Origin of the sequence: Wolbachia endosymbiont (group A) of Campoletis raptor, assembly GCF_964026755.1 — a bacterium.
Lineage (GTDB): Bacteria > Pseudomonadota > Alphaproteobacteria > Rickettsiales > Anaplasmataceae > Wolbachia > Wolbachia pipientis.
Genome location: NZ_OZ034695.1, coordinates 1061566 through 1081339, shown reverse-complemented (window position 1 = coordinate 1081339; position 19774 = coordinate 1061566). Strand labels below are relative to the sequence as shown.

Annotated in this window: 14 protein-coding genes and 1 tRNA gene; 13 read left to right on the top strand and 2 right to left on the bottom strand. The window is 36.2% G+C overall.

Annotated features, from left to right (window positions below):
* Positions 1-67 precede the first annotated feature (67 nt).
* Positions 68-934 carry a P44/Msp2 family outer membrane protein gene (locus tag AAGD74_RS05440; RefSeq protein WP_341810598.1) on the top strand — a complete coding sequence of 289 codons (867 nt, stop codon included), beginning with the start codon at positions 68-70 and terminating at the stop codon, positions 932-934.
* Positions 935-1090: 156 nt separating this feature from the next.
* Here the strand turns inward: AAGD74_RS05440 and prmC are convergent, their stop codons facing one another.
* Positions 1091-1930, bottom strand: coding sequence for a peptide chain release factor N(5)-glutamine methyltransferase (gene prmC / locus AAGD74_RS05435; protein ID WP_077188468.1), 840 nt, complete (start codon positions 1928-1930; stop codon positions 1091-1093).
* Positions 1931-2900: 970 nt separating this feature from the next.
* Here prmC and rpsL point away from each other — a divergent pair.
* The 12 genes from rpsL to AAGD74_RS05375 all read left to right on the top strand — a co-directional run bounded on the left by rpsL (position 2901) and on the right by AAGD74_RS05375 (position 18805).
* A complete protein-coding gene (gene rpsL / locus AAGD74_RS05430; protein WP_006279787.1) occupies positions 2901-3275 on the top strand; it encodes a 30S ribosomal protein S12 in 375 nt (124 codons plus the stop codon).
* Positions 3276-3280: 5 nt separating this feature from the next.
* Complete coding sequence (rpsG, locus tag AAGD74_RS05425) at positions 3281-3760, top strand: 30S ribosomal protein S7 (RefSeq protein ID WP_338482687.1); 480 nt, start codon at positions 3281-3283, stop codon at positions 3758-3760.
* Between the two features lie 21 nt (positions 3761-3781).
* Positions 3782-5857: an elongation factor G gene (gene fusA / locus AAGD74_RS05420; protein WP_338482688.1), complete on the top strand. Its 2076-nt coding sequence runs from the start codon at positions 3782-3784 to the stop codon at positions 5855-5857.
* Positions 5858-5868: 11 nt separating this feature from the next.
* Entirely contained in the window at positions 5869-7041 is a 1173-nt protein-coding gene (tuf, locus tag AAGD74_RS05415) for an elongation factor Tu (RefSeq protein ID WP_341810597.1), read from the top strand.
* A 13-nt stretch (positions 7042-7054) separates the two neighbouring features.
* Positions 7055-7127 (top strand) — tRNA-Trp (locus tag AAGD74_RS05410).
* A gap of 19 nt (positions 7128-7146) precedes the next feature.
* Positions 7147-7347: a preprotein translocase subunit SecE gene (gene secE, locus AAGD74_RS05405; RefSeq protein WP_022626186.1), complete on the top strand. Its 201-nt coding sequence runs from the start codon at positions 7147-7149 to the stop codon at positions 7345-7347.
* Positions 7337-8173, top strand: a complete 837-nt coding sequence (gene nusG, locus AAGD74_RS05400) for a transcription termination/antitermination protein NusG (protein WP_065094731.1) — start codon at positions 7337-7339, stop codon at positions 8171-8173. The genes secE and nusG overlap by 11 nt, the downstream gene beginning before the upstream one ends.
* A gap of 2 nt (positions 8174-8175) precedes the next feature.
* Positions 8176-8616, top strand: a complete 441-nt coding sequence (locus AAGD74_RS05395; RefSeq protein WP_006279541.1) for a 50S ribosomal protein L11 — start codon at positions 8176-8178, stop codon at positions 8614-8616.
* A 4-nt stretch (positions 8617-8620) separates the two neighbouring features.
* Positions 8621-9274 (top strand): 50S ribosomal protein L1, encoded by a 654-nt coding sequence (rplA, locus tag AAGD74_RS05390; protein ID WP_341810596.1) that lies wholly within the window; start codon positions 8621-8623, stop codon positions 9272-9274.
* A gap of 12 nt (positions 9275-9286) precedes the next feature.
* On the top strand, positions 9287-9805 hold the full coding sequence (gene rplJ, locus AAGD74_RS05385; protein ID WP_006279539.1) for a 50S ribosomal protein L10: 519 nt from the start codon (positions 9287-9289) through the stop codon (positions 9803-9805).
* Positions 9806-9831: 26 nt separating this feature from the next.
* Positions 9832-10233, top strand: coding sequence for a 50S ribosomal protein L7/L12 (gene rplL, locus AAGD74_RS05380; protein WP_007551887.1), 402 nt, complete (start codon positions 9832-9834; stop codon positions 10231-10233).
* A gap of 58 nt (positions 10234-10291) precedes the next feature.
* Entirely contained in the window at positions 10292-18805 is an 8514-nt protein-coding gene (locus AAGD74_RS05375; RefSeq protein ID WP_341810595.1) for a DNA-directed RNA polymerase subunit beta/beta', read from the top strand.
* Between the two features lie 6 nt (positions 18806-18811).
* On the opposite strand, the gene dusB is transcribed toward AAGD74_RS05375, so the two are convergent.
* Complete coding sequence (gene dusB / locus AAGD74_RS05370) at positions 18812-19774, bottom strand: tRNA dihydrouridine synthase DusB (protein ID WP_338482690.1); 963 nt, start codon at positions 19772-19774, stop codon at positions 18812-18814.

The window sequence follows — 19774 nt, the reverse complement described above, 5'->3', positions numbered from 1 at the left end:
GTTTTTCATATTAAGCCATTTTTAATTAATTAGTATTAGATTAGCTATTTTAACTAGGGGAGTAGTAATGATTAGTAAAAAAACATTAGCGGTTACAGCACTTGCTTTATTGTTGTCACAACAATCTTTTGCGAGTGAAACAGAAGGGTTTTACTTTGGTAGTGGGTATTATGGTCAATTTTTTAATGGCATGGGTGAACTAAAAACAAGCACTACAGATATCAAAAATTTGTCTATAAATGACAGGGATGCTCGGAACACAAAAGGTCAGTCACTAAGTGAGTATAAAGGAGATTATAATCCACCTTTTGCTGCAAATGTGGCATTTGGTTACACAGGAGAATTGGGTAACAACAGCTATAGAGCTGAATTGGAAGGGATGTATTCTTCTGTAAAAGTGGATAATGTTGGTTTAACAAGTAGTCAAATAACTGTTTCATACCTAAAGGACATTGGTAAGGATGCTGGTAAAAAAACTTATATCTATAGTGCTACAGTTAATCATGACCAAATTGAAAACATGTCTCTAATGGCAAATGTTTATCATCATTGGAAGAGTGACCGTTTCTCTTTTTCTCCTTATGTTGGGGTTGGAGTCGGTGCAACAAGAATGACAATGTTTGAAAAATCGTCAATAAGACCCGCAGGTCAATTAAAAGCTGGCCTTGATTATCACATAAACGAAGATGTAAATATGCATATCGGATATAGAGGTTTTGGTGCTATTGGTGGTGTTATTGGTGATGGTCTTAAACTTACAACGGATGCGCTTGGAGAAATTATAGATGATCCTAATAACAGGGGTGAAAAGAAGCTTGATGATCAGAGTAAACCAGCAAATGCAGCAAAAGAAGATATAAATATAGGTAATACATTGTTTTACACACACGGTATAGAGGCTGGCCTTACTTTCCACTTTGCCAGCAAAGCTTAAACATGTTGCCCTTTTAAAAAATGCATAAAACCGTTCCTGTCATCCTATGCCTTGACCATAGTAAATATAGATCCAAGTAGTCACGCTACTTGGATGACTAGCTAGAGGGTGCTGGGATGACATAGGATAATATGGGATGAAGGAAGAAAACATTAGCTATGTTTTTTGCATAACAATGCACCTCTTCATTCCTGCCAAATCATGTACATATTCCTGAAAAGCTAATTTGTATGAGGGTATTATTTTGTCAATATCATTTTGATCTTCACCTATCTCCAATATTGCAAACCCATTTTTTTTAAGGCACTTTTTCAATATTGGAAAAATACTCAAGTAACAGTTTAAACCATCAATTCCACCATCAAGAGCAATTCTTGGCTCTTTTTGCACTTCGGCTTGTAAGTCTTTTAATTTGCTTCTTTTAATATATGGAGGATTGCTAATTATCAGATCAAATGAACCTCTGCACTCTGTCCATGAGCTTGGAAATATTTTGGCTCTGCTGAGAAGATCATGTTTCTTTGTGTTCTGATAGGCAACTTTGTATGCTTCCAAGCTTTTTTCAAAACCGATACCAACGGCATATTCATACTCACTAAGTACGGATATCAATAAACAACCTGTGCCTGTACCAAAATCTGCAATTTTTAGTCTCTGCTTTTTATTTGGGTAATATTTTAACACTGTTGAGATTAATGTTTCACTATCTGGTCTTGGATCCAAAACATGCTGGTTAACTATAAAATTTTTACTCCAGAATTCACGATTACCTATTATTTGCGATATTGGATATCTTTCCGCTCTTTTTTTTGTTAATTTCCAAAATAAAAGTTCTTTCTCCATCGGCACTTGATCAGCATGGTTCATAATTATGAATGATCTTTCCACTCCAAGTACGTGCTGCATGATGATTTCACAATCTAAATGTGGTGATTCAACTTTATGTGACGATAATAACTCCGATCCTTCTTGAATTAAAGTGCTGATTGTTTTCATTATTCTAAAAATATGTTCCTTTCAGCCAAGAATAGCAAGATGAGCTTCCAGTTTAGGGTAGCTGCACTAAATCCCGGTGTCAAGCACGCAGCTGTACGAACATTGCAATTTGCAGATCCAAGTAGCTTGACTACTTGGATCCAGCTAAGTTGGTGAGCATAAAAGTATAGCTAACGCGAGCTTTACGTCATTCCGCCACGAACCGTCATACCGCGATTCATTCGCGGTATCTTAGCCGCTAACACGTAGCGGAATGACAGCAGTCCACGTCATACCGCCGCGGTATCTCTAGATCCCGCTAACACGTAGCGGGATGACGATTGTCGTTTAGCCATAAATATTTAAGAAATTTACCAAATAAAAAAAAGGCAAAAGAAGCCCCGTGGTTGGCTAATTACTTACATTATACTTTCAAGTATGGCGTTTTTTTATTCTAAACACTTAATAACCGCGATTTGGCTGCTTTTAAACCGCAACTAATCTAAATTATAAACGTTAAGAAATTTACTAAACAGAAAAAAAGGCAAAAGAAACCCTAGGGTAGCTAGTTATTCACTATCCATTTTTAAGTTGGCGTTTTTTAATGTTTTAAATGCTTTATAAGCGCATTTCAGCTTATATTAGGTAAAAACCTAGAAATTTTATAAAGACATAGACTGCACATAGTGCAAAAAATTAAACATGATACGCCAGATACGTGAGTTTTTTTGTCATTTAATCTGTACAGAGAAGATAAATAAACAGCTTCAGTTTCATGATAAGGGGGCTGGCGAAGCTTGTAAAGTAATTTTTTCGTTTCTACTGAATGACAGTTGTGGCTTGGGAGGTAGTGCAAGAAGTCTACTGATGGCTTTCAAGGCAGTTGAGCTTAATTATTAGAGTAGTAATGTTTATTTTTATATTGACTATTGAGGTTTATTATTTTATAACTAAAAACTTAGTTATTTTAATGAGCTTGAGTTTATAACATATGCCTACGATAAATCAATTAATACGTAAGGGTAGATTAGGATTGACCCATAAGAAAAAGGTACCAGCTTTGGGAGAAAGCAACCCTCAAAGGAGAGGTGTTTGCACTAAGGTGTATACTACAACTCCTAGAAAGCCTAACTCAGCACTCCGTAAAGTAGCCAGAGTAAAAATTAGTGGGTATGGTGAAGTGACGGCTTATATACCTGGTGAAGGTCATAATTTACAAGAACACTCTGTTGTTTTGATACGTGGTGGGCGGGTTAAAGATTTGCCAGGTGTGCGTTATCACATAATAAGAGGTGCCCTTGATCTGCGTGGTGTGCAAAATCGAAAGAAAGCTCGTTCAAAATATGGTGTAAAGAAATCTGGTTAAAGTTTATGGCTCGTCGGAATAAAGCAAAAAAAAGAGAAATAAGTCCTGATTCGCGTTACGGCAGTGTTTTGCTGATGCGTTTCATTAATACAATCATGAAATGTGGTAAAAAATCTACTGCAGAAAAGATTATCTATGACGCTTTGTCTTTAGCTGAAAAGAAAATAGGCGAAGGTGGGTTATCAATTTTTGAGACAGCAGTAGGAAATGTTACTCCTTCTATAGAAGTGCGTTCTCGACGCATTGGTGGTGCAACTTATCAAGTACCTGTTGAAGTTCGACAAGGTAGAGCGGTTTCTTTAGCGTTAAGGTGGATTGCTAAAGCAACTTCTGCTGCTCGAAAAAAGAGTGGAAAAACCACTGTTGATTGTTTGCAATCTGAAATACTGGATGCTTATAATAAACGCGGTGGTGCGTTTAAGATGTGCGAAGAAAAATATAAAATGGCTGAAGCTAATAAGGCATTTTCTCATCTTCGTTTTTAATGTTAGCTAATTAATTGTGATATGGAAATTGGAATATCTAAATACAGAAATATAGGGATAATGGCTCACATAGATGCTGGTAAGACTACCACAACAGAGCGTATTTTATTTTATACTGGTAAGCAAAATAGAATTGGTGAAGTGCACGATGGTGCAGCTTCTATGGATTGGATGGAGCAAGAAAAAGAGCGTGGTATTACAATCACATCTGCTGCAACAACATGTTTTTGGAATGATCATAGGGTCAATATAATAGACACTCCTGGTCACGTTGATTTCACTATTGAAGTTGAGAGATCTTTAAGGGTTTTGGATGGTGCAGTTGCTGTATTTGATGGAGTTGCTGGAGTTGAACCTCAATCTGAGACAGTGTGGCGTCAAGCTGATAAATATAGCGTTCCTCGTATCTGCTTTGTTAATAAGATGGATAGAATAGGGGCAAATTTTTATCGATGTGTTGATATGATAAAGACGAAGCTTGGTGCAGCACCTTTAGTTATTCATTTACCAATAGGGAGTGAGAAAGATTTCAAAGGTATAATTGACCTTATTTCTATGAAAGCCATTATATGGCAAGAAGAAACGTTGGGCGCTAAATTTTCTTATGAAGATATTCCTTCTGATTTGCTTGATAAGGCTCAAGAATATCGAAATCTTTTATTAGATGCTGCAGCTGAGATGGATGATGAAGCGATGAATACTTACTTTGAGTCTAATGATCTGCCAGTGGATTTACTGAAAAAATGCGTGAGAAATGGGACCATTAAAGGAAAATTTGTTCCTGTGTTGTGTGGATCAGCTTTTAAAAATAAAGGCGTACAACCACTTTTAGATGGTGTGGTTGACTTTTTACCTTCTCCTATTGATGTTGATGTAATTGTTGGAATTGATCCTAAAGATTCAGAAAAGAAAATTGAGGTCAAACCTTCAGAAAAAGAGAAATTTGTTGCTCTTGCATTTAAAGTGATGACGGATAAATTTGTAGGCAGCTTGACGTTTATCCGTATTTATTCTGGTAAATTAAAGTCTAAATCTACCGCTTCAAATGCGTTAAAAAACGAAACTGAAGGGATTGGCAGAATGTTACTTATGCATGCAAATAACCGAGAAGATATAACTGAGGCTAGGGCTGGAGATATAGTTGCTTTAGTTGGGCTAAAGAAAACAACCACCGGAGATACTTTATGTTCTGTTGATTTTCCTGTATTATTGGAGCGTATGGAATTTCCTGAGCCTGTTATTGAAATTGCTGTGGAACCTAAAACCACTTCAGATCAGGAAAAATTAGGTATTGCTCTAAATAGGTTGGTTGCAGAAGATCCTTCTTTGAGAATGTCAGTAAATGCGGAAAGTGGCCAGACTATATTGAAAGGCATGGGTGAGCTCCATCTTGAGATTATTGTTGATAGAATGAAGCGCGAATTTAACGTTGAGGCTAACGTCGGTGCTCCTCAGGTTGCATATCGTGAAACTATCACTAAATCTGTTGAAATTGATTACACTCATAAAAAACAATCTGGTGGAGCTGGTCAGTTTGCTAAGGTTAAAATAAAATTTGAACCTCTTGAGCCTGGTTCTGGGTTTCAATTTGAAAGTAAAATTGTAGGTGGTGCTATTCCAAAAGAGTATATTCCTGGGGTAGAAAATGGCTTGGAGTTGATAAAAGAAGGTGGTATAATTTCGGGATTTCCGTTGATTGATTTTAAGGCTACCCTTCTTGATGGTGCTTTTCATGAGGTTGATTCTAGTCCTTTAGCTTTTGAACTTGCTGCTAAAGGTGCTTTTAAAGAGATGGCAAATAAAGCTGGTCCAAAAATGCTGGAGCCTATAATGAAAGTTGAAATCATTACTCCTGAAGAATATATGGGTGATGTTATGGGTGATATAAATAGTAGAAGAGGAAATGTTGCTGATATGCTCGATTTAGGTAATAATAGTAAAATAATTACTGCTTCGGTACCTCTTGCAAATATGTTTGGTTATATCAACGTTTTGCGTTCTATGTCTCAGGGAAGGGCGCAGTATAGTATGCATTTTTCTTGTTATGAGCAAGTGCCACAATATGTGGTTGATGAGTTAAAGTTAGAGTATAATTAAGGGTAATAATTATGACAGCAGTAGTGGAAGCATTTGGAAAGCCGCATGTAAATGTGGGAACAATAGGGCATGTGGATCATGGGAAGACGACGTTAACAGCGGCGATAACGAAGCATTATGGAAATTTTGTAGCGTACGATCAGATAGATAAAGCGCCAGAAGAAAGGAAGAGGGGGATAACGATAGCAACAGCGCATGTTGAGTATCAGACGGAAAAAAGGCATTATGCACACGTTGATTGTCCTGGACACGCTGACTATGTAAAGAACATGATAGTAGGTGCAGCACAGATGGATGCGGCGATATTGGTAGTGTCGGGGGTTGATGGGCCAATGCCACAAACGAGAGAGCATATATTGCTGGCGAAGCAGGTAGGTGTTGGATATATCGTGGTGTATATAAATAAAGCTGATGTTGCTGATGCTGATATGATAGATTTAGTAGAAATGGAAGTGAGGGAATTACTGAGTAAATACGGATTTCCAGAGGATGAAGTGCCTGTGGTGGTTGGTTCAGCACTCAAGGCGCTGGAGGATGACAGCAGCGAATATGGAAAGAAATCAATAGACAAATTGATGGAAAAGTTAGATGAATATGTAGCGGTTCCACCAAGGCCTGTGGATTTACCATTTTTATTGCCAATCGAAGATGTATTTTCGATATCGGGGCGAGGAACAGTGGTAACAGGAAGAATAGAGAAGGGAGAGATAAAGACGGGAGAAGAGATAGAGATAATAGGTCTGCAAGCGACGCAAAAGACGATATGCACAGGTGTTGAGATGTTTAAGAAGTTGCTGGATAAGGGAAGTGCAGGGCTCAATGTAGGAATATTGTTAAGAGGAACAAAAAGAGAAGAAGTGGAGAGAGGGCAAGTATTAGCGAAACCGGGGACGATAACACCGCATAGAAAGTTTAAGGCGGAGGTTTATATATTAAAGAAAGAGGAAGGGGGAAGGCATACACCATTTTTTGCGAATTACCAGCCACAGTTTTATTTAAGGACAACGGATGTAACTGGGAGCATAAAATTGCTAGATGGGAAGGAGATGGTAATGCCAGGAGATAATGTGAGTGTAGAAGTAGAATTGCAAGTACCGATAGCAATGGATAAGGGATTGCGTTTTGCGATAAGAGAAGGCGGTAGAACTGTTGGTTCTGGTGTTGTTTCTGAAATTTTGGAGTGAGAGTTTGAGTTATAGGAGTGTAGCTCAATTGGTAGAGCGCTGGTCTCCAAAACCAGAGGTTGTAGGTTCAATTCCTATCGCTCCTGCATTAATGTTGTGGTGGAAATGTTAAAAAGTTTGTGTGGTTTTTTCTGTGATATAAAGCAAGAAATACGAAGAATTGCTTGGGTAAAGAAACAGGAGGTGTTGTCATCTCTATTTGTTGTAATGATTGTTATATTATGCTTTTCGATTTTCTTCTGTTTTGTGGATTTTATGTCTCTTTACGTAATTAAGGCTTTATTTGGAATTATTTATGGAATGTGAATATAAATGGTATATCATTAAAGTTGATTATGGATATGAGCAAGGTATACGCGAATTGGTAAGTAATGCTGTTTATTTTAAGGAAGTGTTTATTCCTTATCAAACGGTATGTAATTCAAAGTCTGATATAAAAGAATTATGTGAAGTGTATGTATATATGCATCTGTGTGATGAAAGCAAAAATATTTTGAATCAAACGCCTGGATTCTGCAGTGGCGAATCTGGTAATTTTGAGATGATTTTAGATGATGAGATAAGTTTAAAGTGTAAAGAATTTAATAGGTATAAATGGTATATCTTGAGAGTTGCTTCTAATTGTGAAGAGAAAGTGCGCCAACATATATTAGAAAATTCTATGAGATTGGGTGTTAATGATTACTTTAAGGAAGTTTTTATTCCATATGAAGAGCTAAGTGAAGTAGAGTTGAAATCTAAGAAAATTGCTACACGAAGGAAATGCTTTCCTGGTTATGTCTTTTTATACGTGAATTTATGCGATGAAGTATTGAATTTTATCAATAATATACCAAAATCTCTTAAGGTTTATGGATTTTTGAAAAACGGTAATATTCCAAAGGTGATTTTGGATGATGAGATTCACTCAATGTGTAATGCACTTTATAATGCTCAAGAGACAAAGAAGTTAGGTTATGGTTATGAAAAAGGTGAAAAAGTGAAAATTAATGATGGTCTTTTTCAAAATTTTACTGGTAAGGTAAATATGGTAAACGATGAGAAAAAAATTATTAATGTGGAAGTATCGATTTTAGGTAAGCCGACAATAATAGAGCTTGATCTGGCTCAAGTAGAGAAAATAGAGGATTAATTATGAGTGTTATAGTTGCTAAGATTAACTTACTTATGGAAGCTGGGAAAGCAGTTCCAGGACCGAAAATTGCTTCAGTACTTGGTCCACGTGGTATACCTGTTCCTAAGTTTTGTGAAGCTTTTAATAAAGTTACTAGTGCTGCTAACGCTAATTATAAAGTAGGCGATTTAGTAACAGTGCGAATTTCCATAAAGGATGATCGCTCTCATGATTTTACTGTCAGCGGTCCGCCTGTGGCTTATTTACTTAAGCAGGAGGCTAAATTAAGTAAAAGTTCTGGTAATCCTGGTAAAGAATTAGTGGCTAAATTACCTATGTCTGCTATAATTAAAGTAGCAAAGTGCAAGATGGTTGATATGAAAGTGGATAATGAAGATTCAGCAGTGAAAATGGTTGTAGGCACTGCAAAATCTATGGGTATAGAAGTTGTGGAAGGTTAGGTAAATGAATACATATAATGATAATCCTAAGCAGTGTTTGAGGAAGATTGTTGAGTCTGCTTCAGCAAAATTTAATGAATCAGTTGATATTGCGGTCAATTTAGGCGTAGATTCACGTAAATCTGAAGAGCAGGTGCGTGGTACAGTAGTTTTGCCTAAAGGTATCGGGAAGAATATTAAAGTAGCTGTTTTCGCTCAAGATAAACATTTATTAGAAGCTGAAAAAGCTGGTGCTGATATTGCAGGAGGAGAGGATTTAGTTGAAGAAATAAAAAAAGGTAGAAAGTTAGATGTTGATTGGTGCATTACTACTCCTGATTTTATGGCAAAAATCACTCCTATTGCAAAAGTATTGGGTGCTAAAGGGCTGATGCCTAACCCTAAATTTGGTACTGTGACTTCTAACATTGCAGAAGCTATTAAAACCATTAAGTCTGGTCAGGTAAAATTTAGAACAGATAAAAATGGTGTTATTCATGGTAAATTAGGAAATATTAAATTTGATATTGATGACTTGCTAGAAAATTTAAAAGCCTTTCTTAAAGTAATTAAAGATAATAAGCCTATTTCTGCGAAAGGAATTTACTTTAGGGGTGTTTTTTTAAATTCAACTATGGGTAAAGCTTATAAGATAGGCAAAGTGGAAGATATAATTTAAGGGAGTGATACCGTGAAGCGTAAAGATAAGGATGAATTTATACAGAGCACAATAAACGTATTTGTAAATAATGATTTCTTGATATTAGTAAATTTTAAATCTATAAATGCTAATGATTCATTAACTCTGAGGAATAGTCTGAAGTCTATAGCAGGTGGGGTATTAGTAGTTAAAAACACTCTAGCGCGCTTGGCTTTGGAAAGGACTGGTAAATTCTCTTATTTATCAGGCAAATTTTCCGGTCCTGTTGCTATTATATACTCTAGTGGCATAGTAGAAGCTGCAAAATTAATAGTTGATTTTACTAATGCTAACAAAGAAAAAATGTCTGTGATTTGCGCAGCTCATTTAAATGAATTGTTAACAGTGGAAGATGTTAATAAACTGGCTAAATTGCCTTCTCTGGATGAATTGCGTGTTAAAATTATGCGTTTAATATCTTATGATATTCCTGCTCGGTTAGCGTTGTCTATTAATTCATCTTCTATGAGGCTTATGAGAGTTTTGGATTATTATAGTTCTAAAAAATAAATTTGTTGTTAAGTAAGGTGGTAATTATGAGTAATGTAACAAGTGATTTGGTTGATAAAATATTATCTTTAAACCTATTAGAGGCTTCTGAACTTGTAAAAGTTTTAGAAGAGAAAATAGGGTTGCCTGCTGGTTCTTTTCTTGGTGGAGCTGTTGGTGCTGGGGCGCCTATTGGTGATAATGCTGCTGCTCCTGCTGCTCAAGAAAAAGCTGAGTATAAAGTTGTGATTAAAGAAATTGATGCGAGTAAAAAAATAGGAGTTATTAAAGCTGTGAGAGAGGTTAATTCTACATTGGGTTTAAAAGAAGCAAAAGAGTTGGTTGAATCTTTACCTAAAGATTTGACTGCTAATGTTCCTAAAGACGAAGCAGAAAAAATCAAGCAAAAACTTATTGAAGCAGGAGCAACTAAAGTGGAGCTTGAATAATATTTAATGTATTAATTTTATATTGATATAGCTCTTTTAATTAGTTTGGGGTATTTTAATGGTTGATTCTTCTTATATGTACGCTTCTGGTGCTTTTGTTCCTAGAGTTTCTTATTCTAGGTCGATTGATTTAAAAGATTCTTTATTGGATTTGGTTAAGGTTCAAAAAGAATCATATGATTCTTTTACTCCTAAGAATAAGGGTAATGAAAGACTTGAAGTTATCTTTCATACAATCTTTCCAATAAATGATCCTTTGCGTAGGGCTACTATTGAGTTTATAAGTTGTAGGGTAGATGATCCTAAGTATGATGAATCTGAGTGTATAAAGCGTGGTGTAACTTTTTCTGCTCAGGTTATTGCTTCTATACGTCTTGTTGTTATGCAGGATGGTATTTCTCTTGATGAATATAAATCGATTAAAGAGAGTGGAGATCATTCTAAACTTGCAACCGTTGTAAAATCTATAGAAGAGCAGAAAGTCCACTTTTGTGGGTTGCCTATGATGACTGATAAAGGCACTTTCATCATTAATGGTGTGGAAAAAGTTATCGTCTCACAAATGCATAGGTCTCCTGGTGTATTTTTTGATAGCGATAAGGGAAAAACTTACAATTCTGGTAAATTGATCTATTCTGCTAGAATTATTCCTTATAGGGGTTCTTGGCTTGATATTGAATTTGATGTTAAAGACCATTTGTATTTTCGTGTTGATAGAAAAAGAAAATTGCCAATTTCAGTTTTATTAAAGGCGTTGGGTCTATCAAATAATGATATACTCGATAGATTTTATGAGAAAATAAAGTATGTAAAACATAAAGATGGTTGGAAAGTGCCTTTTGTTCCTGATAAATTTAAAGGAGTGAGGCTGCCTTTCGACTTAATGGATATTGAAGGTAATGTGCTGCTTAAAGCTAACGTTCGTATTACCTCAAGACTAGCTAAAAAGCTATATGATAATGAATTGAAAGAGTATCTGGTTCCTTTTAATTCTATATGTGGTTTATTCCTCGCAGAAGATTTAATGGATAGTGCTAGCTCTACGAAAATTTTATCTGCTGGTGAATCTATAAAGCTGGAAGACATAAAGAAGCTTGAGTTATTATCTGTAGATGAAATATCAGTGTTGAACGTAGATAATTTGTTTGTTGGACCTTATATATTAAATACGCTTTTCTTAGATGAAAACATGTCTTATCAGGATGCACTATATGAAATATATAGAGTTTTGCGTCCTGGTGAAGTTCCTGTTTTAGAGATAGTAGAAGAGTTTTTCCGTAATCTTTTCTTCAGTCCGGAATATTATGATTTGTCTAACATTGGTAGGTTGAAGCTTAACTCTTACCTTGGATTAAATTATGATGAGGATTTAACTGTTTTAACGCATGAAGATATTATTGAAATTGTGAAAAAAATAGTATTGTTACGTGACGGTCAAGGATCTGTAGATGATATTGATCATTTAGGAAACAGAAGAGTAAGATCAGTTGGAGAGTTTATAGAAAATCAATTTAGAACTGGGTTGTTGAAATTGGAACGCGCAATAGTTGATTCTATGTCCACTTCTAGTTTAGATAAAGTTTCTCCATCTGATTTTATTAATCCAAAAGTGTTAACTAATGTTTTAAGAGATTTCTTCAATTCTTCTCAATTATCTCAATTTATGGATCAGACTAATCCGTTATCTGAAATAACACATAAAAGAAGGTTATCCGCGTTAGGTCCTGGCGGTTTAACAAGAGAACGGGCAGGATTTGAGGTGCGTGATGTTCATCCAACTCATTATGGAAGAATTTGCCCTATTGAGACTCCTGAAGGGCAAAATATAGGGTTAATCAACAGCTTAGCTATATACGCGCGTATTAATAAATATGGTTTCATTGAAAGCCCTTATAGAAAAGTAGTCAATAGGGTTGTTACTGATCAAATTGAGTATCTTTCTGCTATAGACGAAGGCTCACATCATATAGCTGACACTAGCGTAAAGCTTGATGAAAATAATTGCTTTGTTGATGACATGCTATACTGTAGATATGCTGGTAGCTTCGTCATGGTAAGTAGCGACCAAGTTAGTTACATTGACGTATCTCCTAAGCAGGTAATATCAGTTGCAGCTTCCTTGATTCCATTTTTAGAAAATGATGATGCTAATAGAGCATTAATGGGCTCAAATATGCAACGTCAGGCCGTACCTTTATTGAAGCCTACCGCTCCTCTGGTTGCTACTGGTATGGAGTCTTTTGTAGCTTCTGGCTCTGGTGCTGTAGTTTTAGCAAAACGCGATGGCATAGTTGATAGTTCTGATAGTAACTCTATAGTTATACGTGCTTTTGATAAAGAAAGGGTTAACTACTTGGACGTAGATATTTATCATCTAAGGAAATTTCAGCGTTCTAACCATAATACTTGTATTAATCAAAGACCGCTAGTGTGCGTAGGTGATTATGTTAAAAAGGGTGATGTAATAGCTGATGGTCCTGCAATTAACAGTGGTGAGTTGGCGCTTGGTAAAAATTTGCTAGTCGCTTTTATGTCTTGGCAAGGTTATAATTTTGAAGACTCTATTATTATTTCTAGTGAAGTTGTTAAAAAAGATCTCTTTACTTCTATTCATATAGAAGAATTTGACTGTGTTGTACATGATACCCCTTTAGGATCAGAAAAAATAACTCGTGCTATACCTGGTGTTAATGAAGAAAATCTATATCACTTGGATGATAGTGGTATAGTGAAAATTGGTACAAGAGTTGGTCCAGGCTATATTCTGGTAGGTAAAGTTACACCTAAACCTTCTCTTTCATTGCCTCCTGAAACGAAGTTATTGATGACAATTTTTGGTGAAAAGTCATTCGATTGTGCGGATTCCTCTTTATATACATCTCCAGATGTTGAAGGGACAGTAATTGATGTACAAGTCTTTACACGCAGGGGGGTTGAAGAAAATGAAAGGGCATTACTCATCAAACAAAAAGAGATAAATGACTTTGAGGAAGAGCGAGATTATATAATCAATGTTACTAGTGAATATTTCTATGATGAACTGAAGAAACTTCTTATTAATTCTGGTTCTCAAGATCGAGAAAAACTTGACTCTATTGAACGTGAGCAATGGTGGGGTATAGGATTAAAAAACCAATCCATTTCTGAGCAAGTTAAGAGCTTAAAAAAAGATTTTGATGAAAAAGTATCACATGCAATAGCACAGTTTAAGCGAAAAGTAGAAAAATTACATGAAGGTTATGACCTGCCTCAAGGTGTGTCGATGTCAGTAAAAGTTTTCATTGCTGTGAAACATAGTCTGCAACCAGGGGATAAAATGGCTGGTAGACATGGAAATAAAGGTGTGATTTCTCGAGTTGTGCCAGTGGAAGATATGCCTTATTTGGAAGATGGTACTCCTGTTGATATTATTCTTAACCCTCTTGGTGTTCCTTCACGAATGAATGTAGGGCAAATACTGGAAACGCATGTAGGTTGGGCTTGTAGAAAATTAGGGGAAAAAGTAAGTAATATTCTCGATGAGATCAATAAGATCAAAAGTGCTTTTTGCAAGGGAATTAGGTCCCTTAACGATGATAATTTTACACAATTTGCAGTAGCATACCTTGATAATAAAAAAATTGAAAATATTGATGATGATGAAATAACGGCTTCTGTTTTAAATACACCTAATAAGAATGCACTAAATGACGAGTTGAATGAGTTAGTAGAGAACTATTTGAACTCTTGTAAAAGTTCATACAGCAATTTACGTAACTTCCTGATTGAGGTTTATAGCTATGGCAGTAACGTATCTATCTGTAATGATATTCGTAATATTAGTGATAATAATCTCATTGAATTTGCACGCAAATTACGTGATGGCGTTCCTGTTGCTGCACCTGTATTTGAGGGTCCAAAAGATGAACAAATAGCAAAATTATTTGAACTTGCTGGTTTAGATAACTCTGGACAAGCTGTATTATATGACGGTTGCAGTGGTGAAAAATTCGACCGCAAGGTTACAGTTGGTTACATGTACATGCTTAAGTTGCACCACTTGGTTGATGGTAAAATTCATGCGCGTTCAGTAGGGCCTTATAGTTTGGTTACTCAACAACCTCTTGGAGGAAAATCTCATTTTGGTGGTCAGCGTTTTGGTGAAATGGAATGTTGGGCATTACAAGCCTATGGTGCTGCTTATACTTTGCAGGAAATGTTAACTGTGAAGTCTGATGATATTAATGGTAGAGTTAAGATTTATGAATCGATAATAAAAGGTGACAGTAATTTTGAATGTGGAATTCCTGAATCCTTTAATGTGATGATAAAAGAACTACGTTCTTTATGTTTAAATGTAGATTTAAAGCAAAATGATGTAGTGATTGAAGATATATCTCACACTAACATTGCACAACCTTTTAATGAGGTTAGCATATCGATTGCTAGCCCTGAAAGTATTAAGCGTATATCTTGTGGTGAGATAGAAGATGTTTCAACTGCAAATTATCGTACGTTCAAAGTTGAGAAAGGTGGATTATTTTGCCCTAAGGTTTTTGGCCCTGTCAATGACGATGAATGTTTATGTGGAAAATACAAAAAAAGAAGACACAGAGGTCGCATATGCGAAAAATGCGGAGTAGAAGTTACATCTTCTAAAGTAAGAAGAGAAAGGATGGGTCATATAGAGCTTGCATCTCCTGTTGCTCATATATGGTTTTTGAAATCGCTTCCTTCAAGAATTGGAGCATTATTGGATATGTCTCTCAGAGATATTGAGAATATTTTATATAGCGATAATTATATCGTAATAGATCCTCTTGTTTCGCCTTTTGAAAAAGGTGAGATTATTAGTGAAAAAGCTTATAATGAAGCTAAAGATAGCTATGGGATCGATAGTTTTGTAGCTATGCAAGGTGTTGAAGCTATAAGAGAGTTGCTAACGCGCCTTGATTTACATGAAATTAGGAAGGATTTAAGACTAGAATTAGAATCTGTTGCTTCTGAGATAAGAAGAAAGAAAATTATAAAGAGATTGCGTATTGTTGAAAACTTCATTAAATCTGGAAATAGGCCTGAGTGGATGATACTTACAACTATACCTATTTTACCACCTGATTTGCGTCCTTTGGTATCGCTTGAGAGTGGTCGTCCTGCAGTTTCTGATCTGAATCATCATTATAGGACTATTATTAATAGAAATAACAGGTTGAGGAAATTGTTGAGCTTAAATCCTCCTGAGATTATGATTCGTAATGAAAAAAGGATGTTACAAGAAGCAGTTGATTCTCTTTTTGATAATAGTCGTCGTAATACTTTGGTAAATAAAGCTGGTGCTGTTGGATATAAAAAGTCCATTAGTGATATGTTAAAAGGAAAACAGGGTCGTTTTCGCCAGAACCTCTTAGGAAAAAGAGTAGACTACTCTGGACGTTCTGTAATAGTTGTTGGTCCAACTTTGAAACTAAATCAGTGTGGATTACCAAAAAGAATGGCTCTTGAACTATTCAAACCTTTTGTTTACTCAAAGCTTAAGATGTATGGTATGGCTCCAACTATTAAGTTTGCTAGTAAGTTGATAAGAGCAGAAAAACCAGAAGTTTGGGATATGCTTGAAGAGGTAATAAAAGAGCATCCTGTTTTGTTGAATAGAGCGCCTACGCTACATAGACTTGGTATTCAGGCTTTTGAGCCAATCCTTATTGAAGGCAAAGCAATACAGCTTCATCCGCTTGTCTGTACGGCGTTTAATGCTGATTTTGATGGTGATCAAATGGCAGTGCATGTGCCAATTTCATTGGAAGCTCAGCTTGAAGCTAGGGTGTTGATGATGTCCACTAATAACGTTTTAAGTCCTTCTAATGGCAGACCGATTATAGTTCCTAGTAAAGATATAGTACTTGGTATATATTATCTGACTTTACAAGAACCTAAGGAAGATAATTTACCATCTTTTGGTGCTTTTTGTGAAGTTGAGCATTCCTTGAGTGATGGTACTTTACATATTCATTCTAGTATAAAGTATAGGATGGAGTATATTAATAGCAGCGGTGAAACTCACTATAAAACTGTTTGTACAACTCCTGGCCGTTTAATATTATGGCAAATTTTTCCTAAGCATGAGAATCTAGGCTTCGATCTAATAAATCAGATATTAACAGTCAAGGAAATAACTGGTATAGTTGATTTGGTATATCGTAACTGTGGTCAAAGTGCTACAGTGGCATTTTCTGATAAATTAATGGTACTTGGCTTTGAGTATGCCACATTTTCTGGTGTCTCTTTTGGTCGTTGTGATATGGTTATACCTGAAACTAAAGCTACACATGTTGATCACGCGAGGGGTGAAATTAAGAAATTCTCTATGCAATATCAAGATGGGCTAATAACTAGAAGTGAGAGGTATAACAAGGTTATAGATGAATGGTCTAAGTGTACGGATATGATAGCTAATGATATGTTAAAAGCAATATCTATATATGATGGAAATAGTAAGTACAACTCAGTGTATATGATGGTTAACTCTGGTGCAAGGGGTTCTACTTCACAGATGAAACAGCTAGCAGGAATGCGAGGGCTCATGACCAAACCTTCTGGTGAGATTATAGAAACACCTATAATTTCTAATTTCCGTGAAGGATTGAACGTATTTGAATACTTTAATTCTACTCACGGTGCGCGTAAAGGTTTAGCTGACACTGCACTTAAAACTGCAAACTCTGGATACTTAACTCGTCGTTTAGTTGATGTATCTCAAAATTGCATAGTTACAAAGCATGACTGTAAAACAAAAAATGGTCTTGTTGTGAGAGCTACAGTTGAAGGAAGTACTATAGTTGCATCTCTAGAGAGTGTTGTGCTGGGTAGAACAGCTGCAAATGATATATATAACCCAGTGACAAAAGAATTATTAGTAAAAGCAGGGGAATTAATTGATGAGGATAAAGTAAAGCAAATCAGCATTGCAGGTCTTGATGTTGTAAAAATTAGATCGCCTTTAACTTGTGAAATAAGTCCTGGTGTATGTTCTTTATGTTATGGAAGAGACCTTGCAACTGGTAAAATTGTTTCAATAGGTGAAGCAGTTGGTGTTATAGCTGCTCAATCTGTTGGAGAGCCAGGTACTCAGTTAACGATGCGTACTTTTCATATAGGTGGAGTAATGACTAGAGGCGTTGAATCCTCGAATATTATAGCTTCTATTAATGCTAAAATAAAGTTAAACAATAGTAATATAATTATAGATAGAAACGGAAATAAAATTGTGATAAGCCGTTCCTGTGAAGTCGTGTTGATTGATAGCCTTGGTAGTGAGAAGTTGAAGCACAGTGTACCTTACGGCGCTAAGCTTTATGTAGATGAGAGTGGGTCAGTAAAAATTGGCGATAAAGTTGCGGAATGGGATCCTTATACATTGCCTATTATCACGGAGAAGACTGGTACAGTGTCTTATCAGGACTTAAAAGATGGAATTTCGATCACTGAAGTGATGGATGAATCTACAGGAATATCAAGCAAAGTAGTAAAAGACTGGAAATTGCATTCTGGTGGAGCTAATTTACGTCCTCGTATTGTGCTGCTTGACGATAATGGTAAAGTAATGACACTCGCAAGTGGCGTTGAAGCATGTTATTTTATACCAATCGGTGCAGTGCTCAATGTACAAGATGGCCAGAAGGTTCATGCAGGTGATGTTATTACAAGAACACCAAGAGAGTCAGTTAAAACTCGTGATATTACTGGTGGTTTACCGAGGGTTATAGAGTTATTTGAAGCACGTCGTCCTAAAGAGCATGCTATTGTTAGTGAGATAGATGGCTATGTAGCGTTTTCTGAAAAAGACCGTAGAGGAAAACGCAGTATATTAATTAAACCTGTAGATGAACAAATTTCTCCAGTTGAATATTTGGTATCAAGAAGTAAGCATGTAATAGTCAATGAAGGTGATTTTGTACGTAAAGGTGATCTATTGATGGATGGTGACCCTGATCTCCATGATATTTTACGTGTGCTTGGGTTAGAAGCTTTAGCGCACTATATGATTTCTGAAATACAGCAAGTTTATAGATTGCAGGGTGTTCGTATAGACAATAAGCATTTAGAGGTGATCTTAAAACAAATGCTACAAAAAGTGGAAATTACTGATCCTGGTGATACTATGTACTTGGTTGGCGAAAGCATTGACAAGCTGGAAGTTGATAGGGAAAATGATGCTATGAGTAACTCTGGCAAACGGCCTACTCATTATCTTCCTATTCTGCAGGGGATTACTAGGGCAAGTCTTGAAACTAGCTCCTTTATTTCTGCTGCCTCTTTCCAAGAGACAACAAAAGTACTTACAGAAGCAGCATTCTGCGGGAAGAGTGATCCTTTAAGTGGATTAAAAGAAAATGTTATAGTAGGAAGATTAATTCCTGCTGGTACAGGTTTGATTATGAATAAGATCAGAGCACTTTCACTTTGTGATAATGTGGATAAATATGAAAAATATTTTGATATTGAAACTTATGACGAGGAATGGTTGATGGATAATGGTTGTCATTTACACTCTGGTGAGGAAGAGAGCGTAGTGGCATACGATCAGTCGAATTGAGTACAGCTAGTGTGTCTCTTGACCAAAAAAGCCAATAATATTTTCTTTCACTTCTGTGCTATCTGTCATGTTATTTACTCTCACACGAAATTCAGATGAGCCTTGAAGCCCGCTACTGTACCAACCTATGTGTTTGCGGGCCATCTTTATTCCTGTGTCATTTCCATAGTACTCAAGAATATTGTCGTAATGCTCGAGTATGATGCTTAATCTCTCTGAAGCTGTTGGCTCAGAAGTTTCACTTCCACTGAGAAAGTTCATTGCTTGATTAATCAGCCAAGGTTTACCGTAGGCACCACGACCTATCATCACTCCGTCTGCTCCAGATTCTTTGAGAGCATTCTGAATATCATTTAAATTTTTAATATCGCCATTTACTATAACTGGGATTTTTACTTGCTCTTTAACATTTCTAACGAATTTCCAATCTGCTTGACCGTTATAAAGCTGTGCCCTTGTTCTTCCATGTACAGTAATCATCTTTGCTCCTAAGTCTTCGGCAATTTTCGCAAGTCTCGGTGCATTGCGATTTTCATCGTTCCACCCGGTGCGCATTTTCACTGTAACTGGCACATTCACTGCCTTGGCCACAGCTTCAATTATCTCAGCGGCTTTTTTCTCATCACGCATTAGCGCTGATCCTGCATAACCGTTTACAACTTTTTTAACAGGGCAACCAAAGTTTATGTCTATAATTTTTGCTCCCATGTCCTCGTTTAATTTTGCAGCCTCCGCCATAACATCTGGCTCACACCCAGCAAGCTGCACAGCAGTTAATGCATCGACTTTTGCTTTTTGCAGACTCTGATGAGTTTGCATAATCATAGCTCTGCTTGCAATCATTTCTGAAACTAACAAACTTGCACCAAGTTTCTTCACAATACTTCTAAACGGATAATCAGTCACTCCAGACATTGGAGCTAAAATAACTGGAGAATCAATTGTCAAATTTCCTACTTGTAGGGACAT

What these genes read in the sequence shown, in the direction of transcription:
- rplA (WP_341810596.1), top strand. Translation starts at nt 8,621, where the DNA reads ATGAATACATATAATGATAATCCTAAGCAGTGTTTGAGGAAGATTGTT.
- AAGD74_RS05375 (WP_341810595.1), top strand. Translation starts at nt 10,292, where the DNA reads ATGGTTGATTCTTCTTATATGTACGCTTCTGGTGCTTTTGTTCCTAGA.
- rpsL (WP_006279787.1), top strand. Translation starts at nt 2,901, where the DNA reads ATGCCTACGATAAATCAATTAATACGTAAGGGTAGATTAGGATTGACC.
- secE (WP_022626186.1), top strand. Translation starts at nt 7,147, where the DNA reads ATGTTAAAAAGTTTGTGTGGTTTTTTCTGTGATATAAAGCAAGAAATA.
- rplL (WP_007551887.1), top strand. Translation starts at nt 9,832, where the DNA reads ATGAGTAATGTAACAAGTGATTTGGTTGATAAAATATTATCTTTAAAC.
- AAGD74_RS05395 (WP_006279541.1), top strand. Translation starts at nt 8,176, where the DNA reads ATGAGTGTTATAGTTGCTAAGATTAACTTACTTATGGAAGCTGGGAAA.
- nusG (WP_065094731.1), top strand. Translation starts at nt 7,337, where the DNA reads ATGGAATGTGAATATAAATGGTATATCATTAAAGTTGATTATGGATAT.
- rpsG (WP_338482687.1), top strand. Translation starts at nt 3,281, where the DNA reads ATGGCTCGTCGGAATAAAGCAAAAAAAAGAGAAATAAGTCCTGATTCG.
- dusB (WP_338482690.1), bottom strand. Translation starts at nt 19,774, where the DNA reads ATGTCCCTACAAGTAGGAAATTTGACAATTGATTCTCCAGTTATTTTA.
- tuf (WP_341810597.1), top strand. Translation starts at nt 5,869, where the DNA reads ATGACAGCAGTAGTGGAAGCATTTGGAAAGCCGCATGTAAATGTGGGA.
- prmC (WP_077188468.1), bottom strand. Translation starts at nt 1,930, where the DNA reads ATGAAAACAATCAGCACTTTAATTCAAGAAGGATCGGAGTTATTATCG.
- AAGD74_RS05440 (WP_341810598.1), top strand. Translation starts at nt 68, where the DNA reads ATGATTAGTAAAAAAACATTAGCGGTTACAGCACTTGCTTTATTGTTG.
- fusA (WP_338482688.1), top strand. Translation starts at nt 3,782, where the DNA reads ATGGAAATTGGAATATCTAAATACAGAAATATAGGGATAATGGCTCAC.